This is a genomic window from Frateuria sp. (assembly GCF_035695185.1).
Taxonomy (GTDB): domain Bacteria; phylum Pseudomonadota; class Gammaproteobacteria; order Xanthomonadales; family Rhodanobacteraceae; genus Frateuria_A.
The window spans coordinates 15475-38552 of the sequence record NZ_DASSES010000112.1; the positions used below are offsets into that span (position 1 = coordinate 15475).

15 protein-coding genes are annotated in these 23078 nt (G+C 68.9%); 7 read left to right on the forward strand and 8 right to left on the reverse strand.

Annotated elements, in window-relative coordinates:
* Positions 1–52 precede the first annotated feature (52 nt).
* Entirely contained in the window at positions 53–841 is a 789-nt protein-coding gene (locus VFH59_RS09295) for a hypothetical protein (protein WP_325164609.1), read from the reverse strand.
* 389 nt (positions 842–1230) lie between these two features.
* On the opposite strand from VFH59_RS09295, the gene lysS reads away from it, so the two are divergent.
* A complete protein-coding gene (gene lysS, locus VFH59_RS09300; protein WP_325164610.1) occupies positions 1231–2760 on the forward strand; it encodes a lysine--tRNA ligase in 1530 nt (509 codons plus the stop codon).
* A gap of 58 nt (positions 2761–2818) precedes the next feature.
* Here lysS and yidC read toward each other — a convergent pair whose 3' ends face one another.
* Both yidC and VFH59_RS09310 read right to left on the reverse strand, forming a co-directional pair.
* Entirely contained in the window at positions 2819–3454 is a 636-nt protein-coding gene (gene yidC, locus VFH59_RS09305) for a membrane protein insertase YidC (protein WP_325164611.1), read from the reverse strand.
* 103 nt (positions 3455–3557) lie between these two features.
* Positions 3558–4643, reverse strand: coding sequence for an AI-2E family transporter (locus VFH59_RS09310; protein WP_325164612.1), 1086 nt, complete (start codon positions 4641–4643; stop codon positions 3558–3560).
* Between the two features lie 191 nt (positions 4644–4834).
* Here VFH59_RS09310 and VFH59_RS09315 point away from each other — a divergent pair, with 191 nt between their 5' ends.
* The 5 genes from VFH59_RS09315 to VFH59_RS09335 all read left to right on the forward strand — a co-directional run bounded on the left by VFH59_RS09315 (position 4835) and on the right by VFH59_RS09335 (position 10714).
* Complete coding sequence (locus VFH59_RS09315) at positions 4835–5134, forward strand: YciI family protein (RefSeq protein ID WP_325164613.1); 300 nt, start codon at positions 4835–4837, stop codon at positions 5132–5134.
* An 8-nt stretch (positions 5135–5142) separates the two neighbouring features.
* Entirely contained in the window at positions 5143–5388 is a 246-nt protein-coding gene (locus VFH59_RS09320; protein WP_325164653.1) for a BolA family protein, read from the forward strand.
* Between the two features lie 136 nt (positions 5389–5524).
* Complete coding sequence (gene smc, locus VFH59_RS09325; RefSeq protein ID WP_325164614.1) at positions 5525–9025, forward strand: chromosome segregation protein SMC; 3501 nt, start codon at positions 5525–5527, stop codon at positions 9023–9025.
* A gap of 10 nt (positions 9026–9035) precedes the next feature.
* Entirely contained in the window at positions 9036–9965 is a 930-nt protein-coding gene (zipA, locus tag VFH59_RS09330) for a cell division protein ZipA (protein WP_325164615.1), read from the forward strand.
* A gap of 101 nt (positions 9966–10066) precedes the next feature.
* The gene (locus VFH59_RS09335; RefSeq protein ID WP_325164616.1) at positions 10067–10714 is read left to right on the forward strand and encodes an FMN-binding negative transcriptional regulator; all 648 of its coding nucleotides are present in this window, start codon (positions 10067–10069) and stop codon (positions 10712–10714) included.
* A gap of 23 nt (positions 10715–10737) precedes the next feature.
* Here the strand turns inward: VFH59_RS09335 and VFH59_RS09340 are convergent, their stop codons facing one another.
* Positions 10738–10932 carry a hypothetical protein gene (locus tag VFH59_RS09340; protein WP_325164617.1) on the reverse strand — a complete coding sequence of 65 codons (195 nt, stop codon included), beginning with the start codon at positions 10930–10932 and terminating at the stop codon, positions 10738–10740.
* Between the two features lie 199 nt (positions 10933–11131).
* On the opposite strand from VFH59_RS09340, the gene VFH59_RS09345 reads away from it, so the two are divergent.
* Positions 11132–11839, forward strand: a complete 708-nt coding sequence (locus VFH59_RS09345) for a 4'-phosphopantetheinyl transferase family protein (RefSeq protein WP_325164618.1) — start codon at positions 11132–11134, stop codon at positions 11837–11839.
* A 19-nt stretch (positions 11840–11858) separates the two neighbouring features.
* On the opposite strand, the gene VFH59_RS09350 is transcribed toward VFH59_RS09345, so the two are convergent.
* From VFH59_RS09350 to hppD, 4 genes are all read right to left on the reverse strand, one after another.
* The gene (locus VFH59_RS09350) at positions 11859–13160 is read right to left on the reverse strand and encodes an MFS transporter (RefSeq protein WP_325164619.1); all 1302 of its coding nucleotides are present in this window, start codon (positions 13158–13160) and stop codon (positions 11859–11861) included.
* On the reverse strand, positions 13157–20566 hold the full coding sequence (locus VFH59_RS09355; protein ID WP_325164620.1) for a non-ribosomal peptide synthetase: 7410 nt from the start codon (positions 20564–20566) through the stop codon (positions 13157–13159). The genes VFH59_RS09350 and VFH59_RS09355 overlap by 4 nt, the downstream gene beginning before the upstream one ends.
* Positions 20567–20590: 24 nt before the next feature.
* The gene (locus VFH59_RS09360) at positions 20591–21751 is read right to left on the reverse strand and encodes a YbaK/EbsC family protein (protein ID WP_325164621.1); all 1161 of its coding nucleotides are present in this window, start codon (positions 21749–21751) and stop codon (positions 20591–20593) included.
* A gap of 193 nt (positions 21752–21944) precedes the next feature.
* Positions 21945–23030 (reverse strand): 4-hydroxyphenylpyruvate dioxygenase, encoded by a 1086-nt coding sequence (gene hppD / locus VFH59_RS09365; RefSeq protein WP_325164622.1) that lies wholly within the window; start codon positions 23028–23030, stop codon positions 21945–21947.
* Between the last annotated feature and the right edge of the window lie 48 nt (positions 23031–23078).

Sequence of the window (23078 nt, forward strand, 5' to 3'; positions counted from 1 at the left end):
TTCCCCACCCCGGTCCCTTCGCAGGATGGGCCGGGGTGGGCACGCCTCGCCGTCACTGTCCGGTCGAAGGCGTGGAGAGGTCCGGCCGGTACAGGTAGATGGTGTACGTGCTCTTCTCGATCCCGCGATCGAACTTGTCCATGGTCTCTTTCGCGCTCTCCTTGGAGCCCAGCGAGCGGGCAAGCACGCTCATCAGGCTGGGGTTGGGCTCGGCCATGTCCGCGTAGCTTTTCATCGGTTCCACGATGAGCAGTCCGCCGCGCCCCCCGATCGGCGTGTCGATCTCGTAAGGGTAGGGCCACCTGGCAGCCTCGACCGCCGCATGGACCTTGGCGATCGCGTCCTCCACGCCCTCGCGGCCTTCCGGTTTGGTCTGGAAATCGTAAACGCCGAAGTATTTGTAGTCCCTGCTCTGGATCCAGTGGCTGTGTTCGGCATCGGCCTTGTTGAAGTAGTGTTCGACCCGCTTCACGTAGCGGCCGGCCTCGCGGTCGAACTCGGCCGCGCCGTGTTCCCGCTCCCACGTCTCGTCGGCGTCGATCTGCTGCCAGGTGTGTTGTTCCGAACGGATGACGTAGAAGCCCAGGTCCTCGCCGACCACCGGCTGGTAGATCGACCAGGCGAAACCTTCGCCGTTCTGCTTGCGCCACGCGGCGTGCGTCTTGAGTGCGGTTTCGAAGGGCCGGGCCTGACCGTCCTTCGGCCAGATGATCCAGACCGATGCAATGTTTCCAGCGGAGGCGGCGGTCGCCGGGGCAGCGGCGCGGGCTCCGCCGGCGGACAGTATCGAACCGAACGCCAGCATGGCTGCCAGCGCCCATTTTGGATGGGTGGGAAACATGAGGTGCTCCTTGCTCGTCGTTCCCCTGCAGCCGCGCCGATAGCACGACTGGCGTGAAGGCGGGGCATGCCAGAATTGAACGCGTACCGGCGAGGCGCGGACGCTGCCGCCCCTTTTGTGCCGCGGCGGCCGTCGCATACACTGCATGGCCGGCATCGGAAGGCTCGGCCTGCGGGCAAGGCGTCCGGCAGCCGAGGCGTGGGACACCGTGGCAAGGGCACTGGCCGGACGCCGGTGCGCGGAGCGGCCATGTCCCTCCCGTCCGACCCCGGGCGTCACGTGCCTGGCGGCCCGGAGTGCCCGGGCGAGCCAGTCTTGCGCTGTCCGCATCCAGAAATCGTCAAACATTCCGGTCGAAGTCACCGGTTGCAGCTCACGGAAACCCAAGCATGACCGACAACCCTGCGCCCGCTACTGCCAACGACACCACGGCGCCTGACGAGAACAAGCTCATCGCCGAACGCCGCGAGAAGCTCAAGGAGCTGCGCGGGCAGGGCATCGCCTTTCCGAACGACTTCAAGGTCGACGCCTTCGCGGGCGACCTGCGCAGCGCGTTTGCCGACCAGGATGCCGAGACCGTCGACGCGGCTGCGCGCCGCGTGAAGGTCGCCGGCCGCATCGTGCTCAAGCGCGTGCAGGGCAAGGTCAGCTTCGTGCAGATGCAGGACTTCACCGGCCGCATCCAGTTGTTCATCCACCAGGGCACGGTGGGCGAGGCGACCTACGAGGCGTTCAAGGGCTGGGACGTGGGCGACATCGTCGGTGCCGAAGGCCAGCTCATGCGCACCAAGACCGGCGAGCTGTCGGTGAAGGTGGACAGCCTGCGCCTGCTGACCAAGAGCCTGCGGCCGCTGCCGGACAAGTTCCACGGCCTGGCCGACGTCGAACAGCGCTACCGTCAGCGCTACGTCGACCTGATCGTGACCGAGGAAGCGCGCCGCACTTTCGCGCTGCGCTCGAAGATCATCGGCTTCATGCGCAAGTGGCTGGAGGCCGAGCCGCGCCGCTTCATGGAAGTGGAAACGCCGATGATGCACATCATCCCCGGCGGCGCCACGGCCAAGCCCTTCGTCACCCACCACAACGCGCTGGGACTGGACCTGTACCTGCGCGTGGCGCCGGAGCTGTACCTCAAGCGCCTGGTCGTGGGTGGCTTCGACCGCGTCTACGAGATCAACCGCAACTTCCGCAACGAGGGCGTGTCGACCCGGCACAACCCCGAATTCACCATGCTGGAGCTGTACCAGGCCTACGCCACCTACCACGAGATCATGGACCTCACCGAGGCCGTGATCCGCGAGACGGCGCAGAACGTGCTGGGCACCACCGAGCTCACCTGGGAAGGTGCGCAGGTCGATGTGGGGCCCGCGTTCCGCCGCTGGCGGATGGAAGATGCCGTGCTGGAGCACAACCCCGGAATCCGTCGCGACGAGCTGCGCGACCGCGCGGCCATGGCGGCCCATGCCGGGCGCCTGGGTATCCAGGTCAAGCCGGGCTACGGCTGGGGCAAGCTGTTGCTGGAGATCTTCGAAAAGACCGTCGAGCACACGCTGATCCAGCCGACCTTCATCACCGACCATCCGGTGGAGGTTTCACCGCTGGCGCGCGAGAGTGATACGGACCCGGGCATCACCGACCGCTTCGAGCTCTTCATCAACGGCAAGGAGATCGCCAACGGCTTCTCCGAGCTCAACGATCCGGAAGACCAGGCGGCGCGCTTCAAAGCGCAGGTCGAAGCCAAGGAGTCGGGCGACGACGAAGCCATGCACTTCGACGCGGACTACATCCGCGCGCTGGAAGTGGGGCTTCCGCCGACCGGTGGCCTGGGCATCGGCATCGACCGCCTGGTCATGCTGATGACCGGTTCCGCTTCGATCCGCGACGTATTGCTGTTCCCGTACATGCGCCCGGAAGCCTGAGAGCGGGATCCCGGGCAGGGTGGGCTTCACCCCATCCTGCCCGGACGACCCGGCGGGATCATCGGCGGCGGCTGCGCACGCGCCGCCGCAGCAGAGCCATCTGCAGCAGGTTCACCCCGCTCGAGCCGGCCCAGTACAGGCCCAGCCCGGCGGCCAGGTGCCAGACCAGCAGGAACGAGATCACCACCGGCAGCCAGTGCAGCAAGGTACGTGTCTGCTCCGACATCGCCGGGTTCAGCAGCAGCGCCGCGAAGCTCAGCAGTCCGACGACCAGCGCGAGCCACGCGTCCGGCCGGCCCAGCTTCGGTATCCACAGGAACGAACCGGCGCCCGCGATGCCCTGGCGGATCGCGGCATAAATCCCAGCCGCCAGAGGCGCCTGTACCAGCGCCAGCAGCATGCCGCTGCCCAGTCCACCGGCCAAGCCATGCTCGCGGTACAGCACCTGGGTCGCGCGCGCCCGCGCAGCTGGATCGGCGGCGTGGAGCTGCTTCAACTGCGCCAGCTTCGGTTTGAGTGCGAGCAACTGCTGTTGTCGCCACCAGCCCTGCTCGGCGGTCCTGAGCGTCACCGGCAACATCGCCAGGCGCACCAGCAGCGCCAGCACGATCACGGCCAGGCCATAGCTCCCATCCAGCCACGTGGCCAGCTGGGCCAACAGCGCGGCAAGGCCATCCACGAACGTCGTCCACATACCCGCAAGCTCCCTGCTTCATGGTGAGCACATGAAGTGGGCGCTGCCGCGGGGTTTCCAAGCGCCGGCCGGCATGACCGGAGACATGGTCGGGTGCTCGTGCTCACCCGTCATGGGGCGCGGGCAGCCGGGTGTTCCATGACTTGGCCACCGCCCAGGCCACGCCGGTGAACGGTACCGCCAGCAACGCGCCGACGATGCCGCCCAGGATCGCGCCCGAGGCGAGTGCCAGCAGCACCGCCAGCGGATGCAAGTGCAGCGAGCGACCCAGTACCACCGGCGACAGCAGATGTCCTTCGAGCTGGTTGACCACGATCACCACCACCGTCACCCAGATGGCCGCGCTCAGGCCCACCGTGACCAGCGCCACCAGCGCCGCGACGATACCGGTCAGCGTGGCGCCGACGATCGGAACGAACGCGCCGAGGAACACCAGTATCGACAACGGGACCGCCAGGGGGACATCCAGGATCCACACCGCCCCGCCGATGAATACCGTATCGACCAGGGCCACCAGGGCGGTGCCTTGCAGATACCCCCCGAGCACGTGGATCGCACGCTCGCCGGCGTGCGACACCCGCGCATGCCACGCCGGGCGCAACGGCTGGATCAGGAACCGCCAGATCGCCGGCCCCTCCTTGAGGAAATAGAACAGGATGAACAACGTCAGCACGAAGCCGGTCATCAGTTCGACCGTAGTGAACACCCCGGCCACCGCGTGTTGCCCGAACGTGCTGCTGGTCACGAAGTCGACGACCGCCTGGCGGGTGTGGTCGATCTGCGTTTCGCTCAGCGACAGCGGCCCGCGACGCAGGTAATGCAGCGCCTCGCCGAAGCCGTCCATCGCGGAGGACTGCAGCGACGCCCACTGTGCGCCGACCCTCGCCACGGCGAGCGTCAGCACGCCACCAAGCCCCAGGCCGCCGAGCAGCAGGGTGAGCAGCGCCGCGACCGCATGGGGCAGACGCAGCCGGCGCAGGATCGTCACCAGCGGGAACAACGCCGCGCCCAGGATCAGCGCCAGCGTCAACGGGATGACCACGAATTCCAGCCGGGTCGCCGCCTTCACCACGCCCATCAGCACCACCGCCACCAGGATGACCTGGGCACAGCGGATGGCCAGCCGCCCCAGCCTGTCGCGCCACAGCGCGCCCACCGTGGCTGTGGAAGGTTCGGGTGATTCGCCCATGCGTCGGTCTCCTGTGGGTGGCCGGCCGCTCTCCGGGATCGCGCAGTCACGCCCGCCGGCTCGATACCGAGCGGGGGACGCCACCGTACAAGGGCCGGGGCCACCGCAATGTGTAGACCGGGAACACGCCCGGCTGTGGTGCCGAGGCGGGTCGGCTAAACTGGCATGCTTCCCGATTGGAGCATCGCCCCATGTGGTTCGCCATCGTCGGCACTGACGTTCCCGACTCGCTGGACAAGCGCAGGCATGCGCGGCCAGCGCACCTTGCCCGCCTCGAGCAGTTGCAGGCCGAAGGCCGGCTGCTGCTTGCCGGCCCGTTTCCCGCGATCGAATGCGACGACCCGGGCCCGGCGGGTTTTACCGGCAGCCTGATCATCGCCGAGTTCCCGAGCCAGGCCGATGCAAGGCGCTGGGCGGATGCGGACCCCTACGTCGCCGCAGGGGTCTACGCAGCCGTCGAGGTCAAGCCGTTCCGCAAGACCTTGCCGTGAGCGAGGCGATGGTCGAACAGATCCGCCAGCGGCTGGCCGATGCACTGGCGCCGGTGGAGTTGGAGGTGCTCGACGAGGGCCACAAGCACGCCGGTCACGCCAACGCCGGCAAGGGCCATTTCCACGTGCGCATCGTCAGCGCCGCCTTTGCCGGCGTGCTGCCGATCAAGCGGCACCGCATGGTGTATGCGGCGCTGGAGGGGCTGATGGACCGGGGCATCCATGCGCTGTCCATCGACGCCAGTGCGCCTTAGTTAGGCGTTTCAATAAGTTATAGTTTTATTCTCAGGTCAATTGTCACGCCGTGTTCGCATTGCGACCACGCCCGGCGTTTGGCACAGTGACCCGTCGCCCGAACCACCGCGGGCCTGCCCCTATTGTTGAGCCCGCATGCGCCTTACCACGATCAAACTCGCCGGTTTCAAGTCCTTCGTCGACCCCACCACGCTGCACCTGCCGACCAACATGACCGGTGTGGTGGGACCCAACGGTTGCGGCAAGTCCAACATCATCGACGCGATCCGCTGGGTGATGGGCGAGAGCGCGGCCAGCCGCCTGCGCGGCGACTCGCTGACCGACGTGATCTTTTCCGGCTCGAACGCGCGCAAGCCGGTGGGGCAGGCCACGGTCGAGCTGATCTTCGACAACGGCGACGGCACGATCCAGGGCGAGTACGCGCAGTACGCGGAAATCTCGGTCAAGCGCCAGGTCACCCGTGACGGGCAGTCGTCGTACTTCCTCAACGGCGCGCGTTGCCGCCGGCGCGACATCACCGACCTGTTCCTGGGCACCGGCCTGGGTCCGCGCAGCTATTCGATCATCGAACAGGGCATGATCAGCCAGATCATCGAGGCGCACCCGGAAGAGCTGCGCACGCACCTGGAGGAGGCCGCCGGCATCTCCAAGTACAAGGAGCGGCGCAAGGAGACCGAGAGCCGCATCAAGTCCACCCGCGAGAACCTCGACCGCGTCAAGGACGTCCGCGACGAGGTCGACAAGCAGCTCGAGCACCTCAACCGCCAGGCCCGTGCCGCCGAGCGCTGGAAGGCGCTGAAGGAAGAACAGACCCGCAAGGAAGCCGAACTGCGCGCGCTGGAGTACCGCGCGCTGAAGGGCCAGCACGAGGGCGAGGGGCAGGGCCTGTCCGCCGCCGAGATCGAGATCGAGAAGCAGCTCGCCGGCCAACGCCAGATCGAGGCGCAGCTCGAGTCCGTGCGCGAGCGCCACGTCGGCGCCACCGAGCACCTCAACGAAGTGCAGGGCGAGGTCTACAAGGTCGGCGCCGAGATCGCCCGTGTCGAGCAGCAGGTGCGATTCAACAAGGAGACCGCCGAGCGCCTGCAGCGCGCCCAGGGTGAGGCCGAGCGCGAGCATGCCGAGCTTTCCGTGCACATCGCCAACGACCGCGAGCAGGTCGAGGCGCTGCGCCTGGCACTCGCCGAAGGCGAGCCGAAACTCGAAGCCCTGCAGCAGATGCAGGACGACACCGCCGAGGCCGCCCGCAGCACCGAAGCGAAGCTGGCCGACTGGCAGCAGCGCTGGGACGCCTACACGCGCACGGCCGGCGAATCCAGCCGCGCCGCGGAAGTGGAGCGCACCAAGCTCAACTACCTGGACCGCCAGGCCATCGACCTGGCCAAGCGGCGCGAGGCGCTGGAAGCCGAGCAGAAGGCCACCGACGTGGCCGCGCTCGATGCCGCCGCCGAGCAGTTGCACCTCGAGCACGACACCCAGCGCGAGCGCGTCGAGTCGCTCGGCAGCCTGCTGGACCAGCACAAGCTTGCCCACGAGAAGGTGCTCGACGAGGAGCGCCAGGTACAGTCGGCACTCAACGAGGCGCGCCAGCAGTTGCAGAGCGCGCGCGGCCGCCTGTCCTCGCTGGAGGCCCTGCAGCATGCCGCGCTGGGCCAGGAAGAGAGCGCCGCCAGCGGCTGGCTGGCCGGCCTGGGCCTGGACAAGGCACGTCGCCTGGGCGAGTCGCTGCAGGTCGACGGCGGCTGGGAATCGGCCGTGGAAACCGTGCTGGCCGGCCTGCTCGACGGCGTACTGGTCGACAGTCCGCTGGCCCTCGCCGGCGACTTCGGCGCGCTGGGCGAAGCCGACCTGGCGCTGCTGGCGTCGGCCGCGGGCGGGCTGGGCGCCGAGGGCACGCTGGCGGCCAGGGTGCGTGGCCCGGCCGCGGCGATGCAGTTGCTTGCCAGCGTCCGCACCGCGGAGACCCTGGACGAGGCGCGCAACCGCGTCGGCTCCCTCGCCGAAGGCCAGTCGATCATCACCCGCAGCGGCGAATGGCTGGCGCCGCAGTGGGCGCGCATTCGCCGCGCCCAGGGCAACCAGGTCGGTGTGCTGGCACGCGAACGCGACATCCGCGTGCTGACCGAACAGATCGAAGCGCTCGAAGCGCAGCTGGAAGAATCCACCGCCCGCCTGGACGAACTGCGCACCGCCAAGTTCGAAGCCGAGCGCGCCCGCGACGACGCGCAGCGCGAGCTGTACAACGCGCACCGCCGCCAGTCCGAGCTGGCCGGCCAGCTGCAGAGCCACCGCGGCAAGGTGGAAACCGCCCGGGCGCGCGCCGAGAAGGTAGCCGGCGAACTGTCCACGCTGATCGAACAGCTCGACGAGCTGCAGGTGCAGACCCGCGAGGCCCGCGCGCGCCTGGACGAATCGGTCAACCACATGGGCGACCTGGAGGACCAGCGCCGCGAGCTGGAAAACGAGCGCCGCGCGCTGCTCGAAGCCCGCGAGGAAGCGCGCATGAACGCCCGCGAGGCGGCCGACCAGGCGCATGCGCTGGCGTTGTCGATGGAATCCAAGCGCTCCTCGCTGGCCTCGCTGGAGCAGGCGCTGGCGCGCCTGGACACGCAGTTGCGCCAGGTCGAGGCGCGACGGACCGAGATCGCCGGGCAGCTGGCGGCCGGCTCCGATCCCATCGCCGAACTCGAAGCCGAGCGACAGACCTATCTGGACCAGCGCCTGCTGGCCGACAGGCAGCTGGTCGAGGCGCGCCGTGCGCTGGAAGACTGCGACATCGAGTTCCGCAAGCTGGAACAGCAGCGCCACCTGGCCGAGCAGAATCTGGCCAAGCTTCGCGAAAGCGTGTCGGAGAAGCGCCTGGCCGCGCAGGCCCTGCAGATGCGCGCCGATCAGCTCGCCGAGGCCATCGCCGCGTCGGGCCTCGAACTGGAGCCGCTGCTCGCCGAACTCCCGGAAGACGCCGACAGCAACCAGTGGCGCACGCAGCTCGGCGATCTCGCGCAGAAGATCGCGCGCCTGGAGCCGGTCAACCTGGCCGCGATCCAGGAACACGCCGAGCAGAGCGAGCGCAAGACGTATCTCGACAACCAGCTGGCCGACCTGGCCAGCGCCATGGAAACGCTCGAAGGCGCGATCAAGAAGATCGACCGCGAGACCCGCCAGCGCTTCAAGGAAACCTTCGACAAGGTCAATGCCGGCGTGCAGGAACTTTTCCCGCGCCTGTTCGGCGGCGGCCACGCGTACCTGGAACTGACCGGCGACGACCTGCTCGATACCGGCGTGTCGATCATGGCGCGTCCGCCGGGCAAGCGACCCTCCAACATCTCCCTGCTGTCCGGCGGGGAGAAGGCGCTTACCGCCGTATCGCTGGTGTTCGCGATCTTCAACCTCAATCCCGCGCCGTTCTGCCTGCTCGACGAGGTCGATGCGCCGCTGGACGAGGCCAACGTGGGCCGCTTCTCGAGCATGGTCAGGGAGATGAGCGAGAAGGTGCAGTTCATCTTCGTCAGCCATAACAAGGCGACGATGGAGGCGGCCAGCCAGCTGTGCGGCGTGACCATGCGCGAGCCTGGTGTTTCGCGCCTGGTGCAGGTGGACCTGGCCGAAGCGGCTAAACTGGCCGGAGCTGCGTGAGGATCCATCCATGACCGTGCTCGCCTTTGCCTGGAACCCTGCCGTCGGCGTGCCGCTGGCCATCGCCGGCGTTATCGTGCTGGCGTTGTTGTGGCTGTTCGGCCAGCCGAAGAAGGAGCAGGGGCGGCGCCGCATGCCGGCCGGGCAGGGCGGGAGCGGCGAACGCCGCGAGCCGACGCTGGGCGAGGGCGAGGCAGACAACATGCTGCTGGAGGACGACCTGCACGCACGCACGGGGGCCGAAGACCCGCTGCCGCAGCAGGGCGAACTGGAAATCGGCTTGCGCGAGGAGCTGGAAAAGCTCGGCGCCACGCTGGCCGGCGAACGCGGTGCAGCACCCAAGCCCTCGGGTCGCGCAGCCTCCATCATCGACGCCCTGCGCGCGCCCTCGGGCGACTCCGATGCCGCCGCCCCGGTGGCTGCGCGGGCGCCCGCGACCGCCGCACCGAAGGCGCCGCCACCGTCCGACCTGGGGCGCCGGCCCTCGCAACTGCCGATGGAACGCATCGTCACGCTGTTCGTGATGGCCCGCGACGGCGGCGTGTTCAACGGCGCCGACCTGATCGTCGCGGCCGAGAAGGCCGGCCTGGAATACGGCCACCTGGGGATCTACCACCGCCTGGTCGACGGCAAGCGCGAGCAGGGGCCGATCTTCAGCGTGGCCAACATGCTCAAGCCCGGCAACTTCGACCTCACCCGCCTCGATGCGCTGCGCACGCCCGGCCTGAGCTTCTTCATGACCCTGCCGGGCCCGCTGCCCGCGCTGGACGCCTGGGACGCCATGCTGCCCACCGCCCAGCGCCTGGCCGAGCTGCTCGACGGCCAGGTCCTGGACGAAGAGCGCAACGCGCTCGGTCGCCAGCGCATCGCCCACATCCGGGACGAACTGCGCGGCTGGGACCGCGACCACGAAGGCCAGGAAATCATCTTCGGACGCTGAACCCGTCGAGGGACGCTCCTTGCAGGAGCGCACCCGCGCGCGACCGCCCCCGGTCACGCCCGGATTCATCCCGAACAGCCCGCCGCCACCGGAGCAACGGCATGTACACGCCCACCGCCTTTCGCGAGGCGCGCCTGCCCGAACTGCACGCCGCGATCGACCGGATCGCCTTCGCCAGCCTGGTGAGCACGACCGCCGCCGGCCTCCGGGTCAGCCACATTCCGCTGCTGCTGGCGCCGCACGAGGGGCCCCACGGCACGCTCTACGGCCACGTCGCCCGCGCCAACGCGCACGCCACGTGCAGCGGCGCGCCATCGCTGGCGATTTTCCTGGGCCCGCACGCCTACATCTCCGCCGGCTGGTACCCCGGCAAGCAGACCCACGGCAGGGAAGTGCCCACCTGGAACTACATCGCCGTCCACGCCCACGGCACCCTGGAGACCTTTGACGATCCGGTCGCCCTGCGCGAGCTCCTGCGCAGGCTCACCGATCGCCACGAACGTTCCATGCCCAGTCCCTGGCATCTGGACGATGCCCCGGCGGACTACATCGACCGCAACCTCGCGGCCATCACCGGCCTGCGCCTGCCGATCGAGCGCCTGGAGGGCAAGTGGAAACTCAGCCAGAACCGGACCGGGGCCGATCGCGCAGGGGTGCTCGCCGGATTGGATGGACTCGACAGCGAGGACAGCCGCGGCATGGCGGAGGCCATCCGCGCGGCCAACGCGGTCCCGAAACGTCCGGGCTGACCCCGCCGTGCCCGCGGTCGGCGTTATCGCTCTTCCAGGGACGCCTGCAATGCGGTCGCCAGGGCAGCATCACCGCTGACCAGATCCTTCCAGCGAAGCTCCACCCCTCGCCGATGACCTTTCTCCGCGAGCCTCAGTCCCTGCGGATCGAGTGCGAGCGTATAGGCGACGCCGTCGATCTCGATTTCGCGCTTGAGTGGTTTGTCCAGCGGGGTCACGGTTGATACCTTGAGGCAAGGGCGCCGCGATTGACGCCTGTACGTGTTACATCCCGAGGCGGTGAAGCGAGCGTGCAGACGGATGCGAGCAGGGCCGCGCCCGCGCAACCTCGTCCGGGCCGGCCGCGCTACGCGGTGATATCTTCGCGAGGTTTGCAGAGCTTCAGGCTGGCAGCGGAGGGCGGCGGAAGTGGAAGCCATGACAGGGGCGAGCCAGGAGGCAGGTTTCGCCAGCGGTCTGAGGTTGGAACTGGGCCTGCCCGGCACGCTGGCCATGCATGGCCTGGAACTGCAAGACGAGACCACGCATGCGACGGACGCGTGCTTGCCCGAGCGCTTGCGGGGAGCCTCACCGAAACGGCGCCGTGAATTCATCGCCGGCCGCCTATGCGCATCGATCGCCCTTTCGGGGGCAGGCTATGGCGGTCCGGCCTGGCTCGCCCAGGACAGCGATGGGTTGCCGGTATGGCCGAAGGGATGGACCGGCTGCATCAGTCACAGCACAAGCATGGTATTGGCAGCGGCGTGCCCGACCTCGACGCACAGGTCGCTCGGCCTGGACATCGAGGAACTGGGCACGCCCCGCCACGCGGCCGAGATCGCCTCGTCGGTGGGCCAGCCGCGGGAGCTGGCCTTGCTCGGTGACTGGCCATCGGCGGTCGCCGTGATCCTGCTCTTCTCCGCCAAGGAAAGCCTCTACAAGGCGTTGTTCCCACGGCTGCGTGTGTTCCGTGAATTCTCTGCAGCGCGGCTGGTGGCCGTCTCGGCGGGGCGCCTCCGGCTGCGACTCGAAGAGGACTGGGGGACGGGCTGGCCGGCGGGACGGGTGGTGGAAGTGCGCCACGCATGCCGCCACAACCATGTCATTACCGCCTGCTGCCCCGCCTGGGCGGATACCGGGGCGTAGGCCGCATCCCCTGTACGCGTCAGCTGGACGGGGCCGCGTAGGTGCCGAAGCGATTGATCCCGGGTGAGCACAGGCCCATCAGCGCACAGCACACGATCGCACAACCCGATGCGTTCAGCAGTGCGGTCAACGAGTAGTGGGCCACCAGCAGCCCGCCCAGCGACATCGAGACGGGGGTCAGACCCAGCACCGCAAACGTCACGATACCGAGTACGCGGCCTGCCAGCTGTGGCGGAATCCGCTCCTGGATCCAGCTGAGCCCGAGCACGCCACCGTAGCTGGCGCTGATGCCGACGATGGCCAACGCGGTGGCGGCCGCGGCGAAGCCGGTGCTCTGGCTGAGCAGCAGCATGCCCAGCCCGGCCGTCAGGTCGGTGGTGAACATGACCAGCCCCAGCCGGCGCTTGCCGGGCTTGGGCAACAGACCGCCACAGGCAAAGCCCAGCAGCGAGCCGAGGCCGTTGACCGCGTAGAGCATGCCGTAGGAGAGCGCGCCATCGGCCAGGCGCTGGGCCGCGAACAGGGGGATCACCGTCAGCAACGGGCCGATCGCGAAGAAGCCGATGCACGCCATGTAGGGGGTGGCGATGCGCAAGCCGCGATCGCGCCACAGATACCGGAATCCATCGGCCAGCCCGGCCTTCGGCCTGCCGCCGGTCGCTGCCCGGGGTGCCAGCTGGATCCTGGTCAACAGGAACAGGGCCACGGCAATGGCGCCGGCGTTGAAGGCGAAGGCATCGGCGATGCGACTCAGGTCGCCGCCGGCCGCCTGCACGCCGATCGAAGGCATGTCCCAGATCAGCAATCCGGCCAGCACCGGCGCGAACAGCTGGATCAGCTGCTGGGAGCCCATGAGCGCGCTGTTGGCCTGCTGGATCTGCATCCGGTCGACCACCTGCGGCAGCAAGGCCCGGTTGGCCGGCAACGCAAAGGCCGTGCACAGGCCGAAGACCACCGCGAAGCCGTACAAGTGCGGCAGCTGCAGGTGCCCATGGCGCAGGTCCAGCACCAGCACGAGCAGGGTCAGCATGAAGCAGGCACGGCTTGCCAGCAGCACGGTACGTGCCGTGAAGCGGTCGGTGGCACCCCCGCTCACGAGCATGAAGGCGGCCCGGGGCAGACTCTCCAGCGCCATCACCGTACCCAGTGCGGCAGGGTCGCGGGTCAGCGTCAGGACCAGCCAGGGCATGGCGATCAGCGTGAAGTAGTCACCCAGGCAGGAAATGCCTGCGCTGGCCCACAGCCAGAGGTAATTCCTGTTGCGGAACAGCGACGTCTGCGCAGGAGCGGATGCGGGTGCGGTGGTATCGGGCAGGGTCATGCGATGGCTTCCGGTGAGAGACCCTCGAGAGGTCGTGCGGGAACAGGGCGGCTGGTGGCTTCGCGGCAGCGACGGAGGGTCGCGTGCATGGCCCGGCCAAGTGCGGCGACGCTGGGTTCCTCCAGGATCGAGAAGTGCGTCGCCTCGAACGACTCCAGGGCGATCGGTGCCTGTACCAGTGCCTGGATCTGGGCCGCCCGCTCCTCCGGCGTCAGGGTGCGCCGGTTGAGGTTGCAGCCGAAGTAATGCACCGGCGCCTTCAACCGGAACGCCGGCCGGTGGAAGTCGATGCCGATCTGATTGGCCGCGACCAGGTAATTGAAGTAGTCCGTCGCGGGTACGGGAAGGAGGCCGTCCATGGCGGTCACTTCCGGCAGGGTCGGGTCGAACTCCCGCATCAGCTCGCAGGCCGCCTGCGGTGGCAGCCCCGCCAGTTCGGCCAGACCCCGCTGGTGGAAACGTGCCGGCAGGTCCGCTCCGGTGGCCAGCATGGTATCGATCAGCATGATCGAGCCGACCTCGTGCCCGCGCGCTTCCAGTCGCGCCGCCACTTCCAGCGCGAGGAGTCCGCCGCTCGACCAGCCGGCAAGGAAATACGGCCCCTCGGTTTGTTCCTGCAGCAGGCGCGGCAGGTACTCGTCGGCCAGCTGCTCCAGCGAGCGGAGCGCGGGCACGCGTTGGTTCGGCAACTCGCTGCGATGGAAACCGTAGACCGGCATGCCCGGGTCCAGGTACTGCAGCAGCGGCTGGTAGCAAAGCACGTCGCCTCCGGCGGCGTGGAGGAAGAACAGCGGCGGCTGGCTGCCGCCGCCACGCAACTGCACGAACGACTCGTCCGCTTGCGGGCCGTGGCTTTCGACCTGCCGGGCCAAGGCGCGGATGGTGGGCGCCTTGAACAGGATCGAGATGGGCAGGGCGACGCCCGTGGCTTCGCGCAGGCGGGACATCAGCAGCACGGCCTTGAGCGAGTGGCCACCCAGGTCGAAGAAGTTGGCGGTTACGCTCACCTGGTCCAGTTGCAGCAACTCCGCCCAGATATCGGCCAGTTGCCGCTCCAGCGCCGAGGCCGGTGGCGCATGGGTGGCGGCGGCGTAGGCGCCCGGGTCCGGCGCGGGCAGCGCGCGACCGTTGAGCTTGCCGCTGACCGTCAGCGGCAACGCCTCCATCGCGACATAGGCAACCGGGACCATGTAGGGCGGCAGGCGCTGGGCCATGTACTCGCGCAGGCTGTCCGCCGCCAGGGTGCGATCCGCCCGCGCGACCACATAGGCCACGAGCTTGCGGCTTTCCGGTCCCTGGTCCGCGCGCACCGTGACCGCCGCATCGATGACGTCCGGATGCGACACCAGGGTCTTCTGCACCTCGCCCAGCTCGATGCGTATGCCGTTGACCTTGACCTGGAAGTCGCGACGACCGCGGAATTCGAGCTGGCCCTCGGGCGTCCACCGCGCGAGGTCGCCGGTCCTGTACATGCGCGCGCCCGAGGTGTCCCGCAGGAAACGTTCGGCCGTCCGTTCCGGCTGGTTGAGGTAGCCGCGACCCACGCAGATACCCGAGACATACACCTCGCCGACCACGCCGGCAGGGACCGGCTGCATGGCTTCGTCCAGCACCTGGATGCGCGTGTTGGCGGCGGGGCGGCCGATCGGCGCGTTGCGTCGCACATCGCCGATCGCGTCGTAGTAGGTGCAATAGAACGCGGTTTCGGTCGGCCCGTAGCTGTTGAGGAACAACAGCTCAGGTAGCAGCCGCTTGATCCGGTACAGCTCGTTCTCGAGCAGGGGCTCCACGCCGACCATAAGCCGGCGAAGGCTCAGGCTGGCGATCTGCGCGTCCGGAAATTCACGCAGGCGGCGGACGATGAAGGGCGCCATGAAGGCAAGGGTGATCCGGTGGCGGCCTAGCCACTCGACGTAGGCCTGGACGTCCGCGCGCACCTCGTCCGGCACCACGTGCAGCGTGCCGCCCACCACCAGCGTGATGAGGATCTCGAAGACCGAGACGTCGAAGCCGAAGCTCGCCCACCACGCCGTCGCGGTCGGCCGGGGATCGTGCAGCAGCACCCGGCAGGACTCGACCATGTTGAGCAGCGCGGCGTGCTCGATCATCGCGCCCTTGGGCGCGCCAGTGGAACCGGACGTGTACATCACATAGGCCAGGTGGCCGGGTTCGAGTCCCTCGACGACCGGGTCGGCGCCATCGAAGGCCGCGAACGTCGCCTCGTCGTCGAGCGCCAGTCGCGGTACCCCGCAGTCGGCGAGCGCATCCCTGAGATGGGACTGCGTCAGCACCGCCGTGGCGCCGCTGTCCGCGAGCATGCCCATGAGGCGCTCGGCAGGGTGCGCGGGATCCAGGGGCACGTAGGCGCCGCCGGCCTTGAGCACGGCCAGGATGCCGAGGATGGTCTCGATGCTCCGCTCGGTATGGATGGCGACCCGCGCGTCCGGTCCCACGCCGAGCTCGCGCAATGCGTGAGCGACGCGGTTCGCACTCCGGTTCAGCGTGGCGTAGTCGATGCTGCGGTCGCCTTGCCGGACCGCGACGGCATCCGGAGTCGCGCTTGCCTGGGCTTCGATCAAGGCATGCACACCCACGACGGGCGGGAGCTCGAGATCCGGGCCCGACACGACCTGCTGCGGCCGCTCGTCGTCCGCGAGGAGGGACAGCTGCTGGATCGGCTTGTCCGGCCTCGCCACGATGTCGCGCAGCAGTGCTTCGAACGACGCCGCGAAACGGGCGATCGTGTCCGGGCGGAACAGGTCGCGGTTGTAGTCCCAGGCCGTTTCCAGACCGTCGTCCGTCTCGCGCAGGTTGAGGGTGAGGTCGAACTTCGCGTACCGCGAGTCGCCCGCCATGTCGCTGACTTCCAGGCCGCCGAACGGCACGATCGCGCTGGCGTTGTTCTCCAGCGCCAGCATGACCTGGAAGAGCGGGCTGTGGCCGAGCGAACGCTGGGGGCGCAGGCGATCGACCAGCATTTCGAAGGGCAGGTCCTGGTGCTGGTAGGCATCCAGGGCCATCGTTCGTGCGGCGCCCAGGACGTCGGTGAACCGGGGGTTGTCCGACAGGTCGTTGCGCAGGACCAGCGAGTTGACGAAGAAGCCGACCAGCGGCGTCAGCTCCTCGTGTCGGCGGTTGGCGATGGGCGTGCCCATCACGATGTCGGTGTCGCCGCTCCAGCGGGCCAGCAGCACGGCGAAGGCCGCCTGCAGGGCCATGAACAGGGTGGCGTCGTGGGCGCGGGCCAGTTGCCGGATGCCGGCCAGCAGCGGCGCGGGCATGCGCTGCCGGTGCACGGCGCCCCGGTAGCGCTGCTCCTCCGGGCGTGGAAAGTCGAGCGGAAGGTTGTGCACCGTGGGCAAGGCGGCCAGCTGGCTTTCCCAGTAGGCCAGCTGCGCGTCCAGGCGCTCCCCTTGCAGCCACTGCTGCTGCCAGTGGGCGTAGTCGGCGTATTGCAGCGCCAGCGGCGGCAGGGTACTGGCACGGCCGGCCACGGCGGCTTCGTAGAGCTCGGCCATTTCCTGCAGCAGCACGGCCATCGACCAGCCGTCGGCCGCGATGTGGTGCAGCGTCAGCAGCAGCACATGCTCTTCCTGGCCCAGCCGCAGGAGCTGGGCGCGAAGAAGCAGATCGCGGCTGAGGTCGAAGGGCGCCTGTGCCTCGGCCTCGATGCGCTGGCGCGCGGCCAGCCCACGAGCGGCCGGATCCATGTCGCCGAGATCGTGGGCGGGAAGCGTCAGTTCGACGTCCTCGAGCAGCCGCGGGCGTGCCTCGCCGGCGACGGGCACGAGCGTGGTACGCAGCACCTCGTGCCGGTGCACGATGGTTTGCAGGGCCTGTCGCAGCGCCTCGGGCCGCAATGGCCCGACCAGGCGCAAGGCGCAGGGAATGTTGTAGAGCGCGCCGGCGCCACCCATCTGGTCGATGAACCACAGGCGCCGCTGCGCGAACGACAGGACTTCCGGCGCGTCCGGCGGCCGGGGGCACGGCGCAGGTGGCGTCCTGCCAGCGTCCCGGTGCAGCAGCGGTGCGATCGTCGCCGCCTGGTCGCGCACGGTCTGCGCCGCGAACAGGTCCCTGAGCGGCAATTCGATACCGTATTCGGCGCCGATCCGGTTGTGCAGGCGGGTGAGCAGCAGCGAGTGCCCGCCGAGATCGAAGAAGTTCGCGGTGGCACCCACCGGACCATGCCCGAGCAGGTCCTCCCAGAGGACCGCCAGCCGCTGCTCCAGGGAGGTCGCGGGGGCCTCGTAGGCGGTGGCCGGGAAGGCCTCGTCATCCGGCGCGGGCAGGGCATGGGCGTCGAGCTTGCCGTTGGCCGTGACCGGTAGGCGGGGCAGCAGCACGTAGGCGGCCGGCACCATGTGCGAGGGCAACTGCGCCTGCAACTGGCGGCGCACGCTCTCGACCAGCGCTTCGCGCGGGGGCGCTTCGTCGCCGGGCACGACGTAGGCGACCAGGCGCGCTTCGCCGCGGCTGTCCGGGCGCACCTGCACGGAGGCCTGGCCCACGCCGGCGCACTGGAGAAGCTGCGCTTCGATTTCCCCCAACTCGACGCGCTGGCCGCGGATCTTCACCTGGAAATCGTTCCGGCCCAGGTACTCGATGCTGCCATCCGCCAGCTGCCGGCCGAGGTCACCGCTGCGGTACATGCGCGCGCCCGGGAGGGGATCGAACGGGTCGGGCACGAAGCGTTCCGCGGTAAGGGCCGGCCGGTCGAGGTAGCCGCGCGCGACCTGCGCGCCCCCGATGTGGATCTCGCCACGCATGCCGCGCGGAACAGGCCGCCCCGAGCCATCCAGGATGTAGATGCGCGTATTGGCGCCCTGCCGGCCGATCGGTATCACCTCGGGCAGCGCACCGTCCGGGCAATCCCATGCGGTCACGTTGATTGCGGTCTCGGTCGGTCCGTAGAAGTTGTGCAGGCGGGCTTCCGGGAGGGTTTCCCGGCACCGCTGCGCCAGTGCGCCCGAGAGTGCTTCCCCACCGCTGAAGATGTGGCGGATGCTGTGGCACCCGGCGGCACGCGGGTGCTCCAGGAACGCCTGCAGCATGGATGGCACGAAGTTCACCACCGTGATGCGCTCGCGTTCGATCAGCTCGACCAGGTAGCCCGGGTCCCGGTGCCCGTCGGGGCGCGCCTGCACCAGGCAGGCACCGGCCATCAAGCCGACGAAGATCTCGCGAACGGACACGTCGAAACCGATCGGGGTCTTCTGAAGTACCCGGTCGTTCTCGCCCTGGGGGTAGCTTTCCTGCAGCCAGCGCAGGCGGTTGAGCACGCCGCGGTGCGTGTTCATCACGCCCTTGGGGCGGCCGGTGGAGCCGGAGGTGTAGATGACGTAGGCCAGCTGGCCGGCGTCCAGGCTTTCCGCGGGCGGGTTGGTGTCGCTTTCTCCTGCCCAGTGCGCAGCGTCGGCGTCCAGATCGAGCAGCGTCGGCGCCGGATCGCTCGCCGGCGCGCCGGCAAGGGCTTCGCGCACCGCGGTACCGGCCGCGCCCCGGACGAGCACCAGCCGGGGTGCGCTGTCGCTCAACAGGTAATGCAACCTCTGCGGCGGCAGGTCCGGTTCCATCGGTACGTAGGCGCCGCCGGCCTTGAGCACGGCCAGCAGAGCGACCAGCAGGGCAGGGCATCGCTCCATCACGATCGCCACGCGTGCCTCCGGGCCGACGCCGAGCCGGCGCAGGTGGTGCGCGAGACGGTTGGCCTGCCGGTTGAGCCGGTCGTAGCTCCAGCTTTCGCCTTCGTGGATGATCGCCGGCGCATCCGGGCGGCGGGCGACCTGGCGTTCGACCAGCGTATGCAGGCATTCGCCGTCCACGTAGGCGCAGGCGGTGTCGTTGCCAAGGGCGAGCATCCGCGCCTCGCCCGCGGCATCGAGCAGTGGCAGCTGGCCGATGCGCTGCGTCGGGTCGGCCACGATGCCTTGCAACAGCGCTTCGAAGGAGGCGCCCAGGCTCGCAATCGTCTGCGGATCGAACAGCTCGCGGCAGTAGTCCCAGCACGCGCTCATGCCGTGCGGCGTCTCCACCAGCGACAGGTTCAGGTCGAACTTGGCGCCGACGGCGTCCGGGACCAGCGCCTGCGCACGCACGCCGGGCAGGTCCAGCGCCGCGGTCTCGTCAATGTCCTGCAGCGAGAACATGATCTGGAAGACGGGCGCGAGGTTGAGGCTGCGCGGAGGGTTGAGTTCCTCCACCAGCATGTCGAACGGCAGGTGCTGGCGGTCGTAGGCGTCCAGTGCCGTCGCCTTGGCTTGCTGCAGCACCTCGACGAAGCTGGGGTCGCCGTCCATGACCAGGCGCAGGACCAGCGTGTTGGCGAAGAAACCGATCAGTGGGGCCAGTTCCGGACGCGGGCGGTTGGCGACCGGTGTACCGACGACCACGTCGGGGTTGCCACTCCAGCGGGCGACCAACACCGCGAACGCGGCGTGCAGGGTCATGAAGAGGGTCGTGCCCTGCGTCCGGCCCAGCTCGAGCAGCGCCTGGTGGAGGGATGCCGGAAAGGTCTGTCGCCACGAGCCGCCCGCGCGGAGGGCATGCGGCGGACGCGGGCGGTCCAGCGGCAGCCCATGCGTCGGCGGGGCGTCGGCCAGGTGCTGGCGCCACCAGTCGAGCGCGCCTTGCAGCCGCGGGCCCTGCAGCCATTGCCGTTGCCAGGCGGCGTAGTCGGCGTACTGCAGCGCCAGCGGCGGAAGCGGGTCCGGACGTCCCTCGCGATAAGCCGCATAGAGGGCTGACAGCTCGCGCAGCAGGTTCTCGACCGACCAGCCGTCACTGGCGATGTGATGGAGCACCAGCAGGATGACGTGGGCCTCGGGGCCGAGCCGGAACAGGAGGGCGCGCAGCGGCAGTTCCCCGGCCAGGTCGAACGGCTGCGCCAGGACGTCCTGCAACCGCTCGCGGACGAACCGCTCCTGTTCGGCGGGCCCGAGTGCGTCCAGGTCGTGTGGCCGGAGGTCGAGGTCGACCTGGTCGCGCACGAGCGCGACCGGCTCGTCCGCGCGCATGCCGATGACGGTGCGCAGGCTGTCGTGCCGGGCGACGACCTGCTGCAGGGCACGCTCCAGGGCGGCCACGTCCAGCACGCCGTCCAGGCGATAAGTGACCGGGATGGCGTAATTGGCGGCCGACCCGGTCAGCCGATCGAGAAACCACAGGCGCTGCTGGGTGGGCGAAAGGGGCGCCGGGCCCGCCGGGCGGCGCACGAGCGGGGGTTCGCCCGCACCCGTGTCGAGTTCCCCGAGGTAGGCGATGAGCTCGTCCCTGCGGTCGCCGATGAGCTGGCGCCGCTCCGGCGTGAGCGCGTCCTTGGCCGCCTTGCACAGCAACTTGCCGTCCTTCGCCGCCAGGTAGATGCCGGCGGCGGCGAGTTCTTCGATGAGCTGGTCGATTTGCATGGGACAGGGAAGATCCAGTCGAGGTCAGGCCAGGGCCATCGTTTGCGCGCCGCACAGCGCCTGCAGGTCGGCGGGGGCGATTTCGATCTCCACCCGCGGCACGCCACTACCGGTCAGGACCGTCTCGCAGGCCAACAGGCTCTCGTCCATGAGCACCGGTATGCCGCCGACCGCGATCGGGGTCACCGAGGTCGGCGGATAGCCGACGTGGCGCTGCAGGTCGGGAAGGGAGGCAAGCTCCAGCCGGGTCGCTCCCAGGCGCCCCGCCAGGCCTTGCAGGTCGATGCGCTTGTCCATGCCGCAAACCAGCAGGTAGTAGCGCTCGGCGTCCCGGCATTTGACGAACAGGGTCTTGGTGATGCGGCGAAGCTCGTAGCCGAGCGCCTGTGCGAAGTCCTGCGGCGAGCGGATGCTGCGGGTGAAGTCGTCATGGCAGTGCACGCGATAGCCGAGCGCGGCTGCATCGAGCGCCTCCATGATCCGCGGCGCGCCGCGCGCCTGCGTCGAGCCGTCACCGGTCGCCAGGCCGAAACGCCGCGCCGCCTCGTCGAACTGCGCGCGGAAACGCTCCGGCACGGCGTTGCCGTAGATCTTCACGTACTCGCGGAACAGGTCCGGGCTGTCTTTGAGGAACAGCACATCGGTGGGCACCATGTGGCGTATCACCAGCATCGGCACCGGGCTGTACAGCGGTCGGAAATCGGGGTTCCACAGCCCGCGCTTGTCCGGCGGCCCCGCGTGGAATTCACCCACCATCAGGCCGTTGGGGACGAAGTGCCTCTGCAGTTCGGCCTGGGCCGTTTCCACCAGGCCCACCTGGTCCGCCGGCAGGTTGGGGAACAGCGCCATCAGCGACTTGAACTGGGCCTCGTTGCCCGACACCGGCTCCAGTGCGATGAACCGCTCCATTTCCTCCAGCAGGATTGCCTTGATCGCAGCGACGTCGAGGTCGTCCTGCTCGTAGACCGTGCCGAACAACAGCTTCTTCTGGAGTGCCCCCGGGACAAAGGGGCACATGGGCCCGTTGCGCCCCAGGTCGGCGTGCGGGCAGCACAGATAGTTCTTCGCCCATGCGGCAATTTCATCCAGCGCCGGATGGTTCGCCTCGGCGAGCGCCGTGGGTTCGAGCGGCCACAGGGCCGGCATGTGGCAGTCGAGCATCCTGCTGGAAGGTTCGTGGCCCATGGAAAATCCTTGTCGTGAAGTTGGTTTCGACGGCGCGGGGCGTGCCGGGGGTGGCCCCACCCTTGCCGGTGAGCCCGCGATGCATCTGGTCGACAGTCGGCCCGGGCCAGGCGCTTGCTTTCAGCCGCGCTCGACGGCGCAGCGGCGCCCGTTGGCCACCGCCGCGCCATCGGCCCATGGCCGCCAGGCGGACCTACGCAACGCTGGAATTCATCTCCCTGGCGGCAAGGCGGTCGGCCTCCACCGCATCGAAAAGCGCACGGATGTTGCCGCTGCCGAAGCCCCGGGCGTTCTTGCGCTGGATCACTTCGAAGAAGAGCGTCTGCCGCTCGTGCAAGGAGCGGGTGAACACCTGCAGCAGGTATCCCCACTCGTCGCGGTCCACCAGCACGTTCAGATCGCGCAGGTCGTCCAGGCGCTCCTCGAGCGGGCCGACCCGGTTGGTCAGCATGTCGTAGTACCGACCTGGCGTGGGGAGCGCGTCCACGTTGTTCTGGTGAAGCTCGCGCAGCGTATGGACGATGTCGTTGGTGAGGAAGGCGAGGTGATAGACGCCGGCGCCGCGGTAGAGGTCGAGGAACTCCGCGATCGGGCCGCTCGGGTTCGACGCGAGCGGCTCCTGCAGAGGGAACTTGATCGGGCCGCACTGCACGACGCGCGCATTCATGCCGCTGCGTTCGCTGTAGACCAGCTCGCGGTGCCCGTCCTCGAAGTCGAGCACCCGCTTGTAGTACTCGGCCACCTCGTCCAGCGTTCCGGTACGAAGGCACATGGCGACATGGTCGATCGCATCGAAAAGGACCGGCTTGGTCCTCGCGGGCGAGCCGACCGGTCGGTAACACGCCGGCAGCGCATCGAGAAAGGCTCCTTCCCGCTGCACCAGCGTGTGGACGACATCATCGAAGCCGCTGATGGTCGCCCTGACGACGGGTGCGCCGTCGCCGGCATGCTCGGAGGGAGCATGGATCGGTTGCGCGCCCCGGGCCACCGCCTGGTCGAAGACCCGCCGGGCATCGTCGGCGCGGAACGCGATGTCGCGCACCCCGTCGCCATGGAGCTTGACGAAATCGGCCACGGTTCCTTCGCAGTCGTCCGGGGAGGTGATGACGATATGGGCCTCGCCCTGGGCGAGGACGACCGAGTGGTGCCCCTGCAGCCCGGTCTCGGGGGCGGCCTCGGCGATGCGCTCGAACCCGAAAGTCGCCTGGTACATGGCGGCCACCGCACCGGCGTCCTCCACCCACATTTCCACGTAGTCGATGTCACGCAATCCGGCCATTCCCTTTCTCCTTCGATTTGTTGGCAAACATCGGCCCGGAAAGGGCTG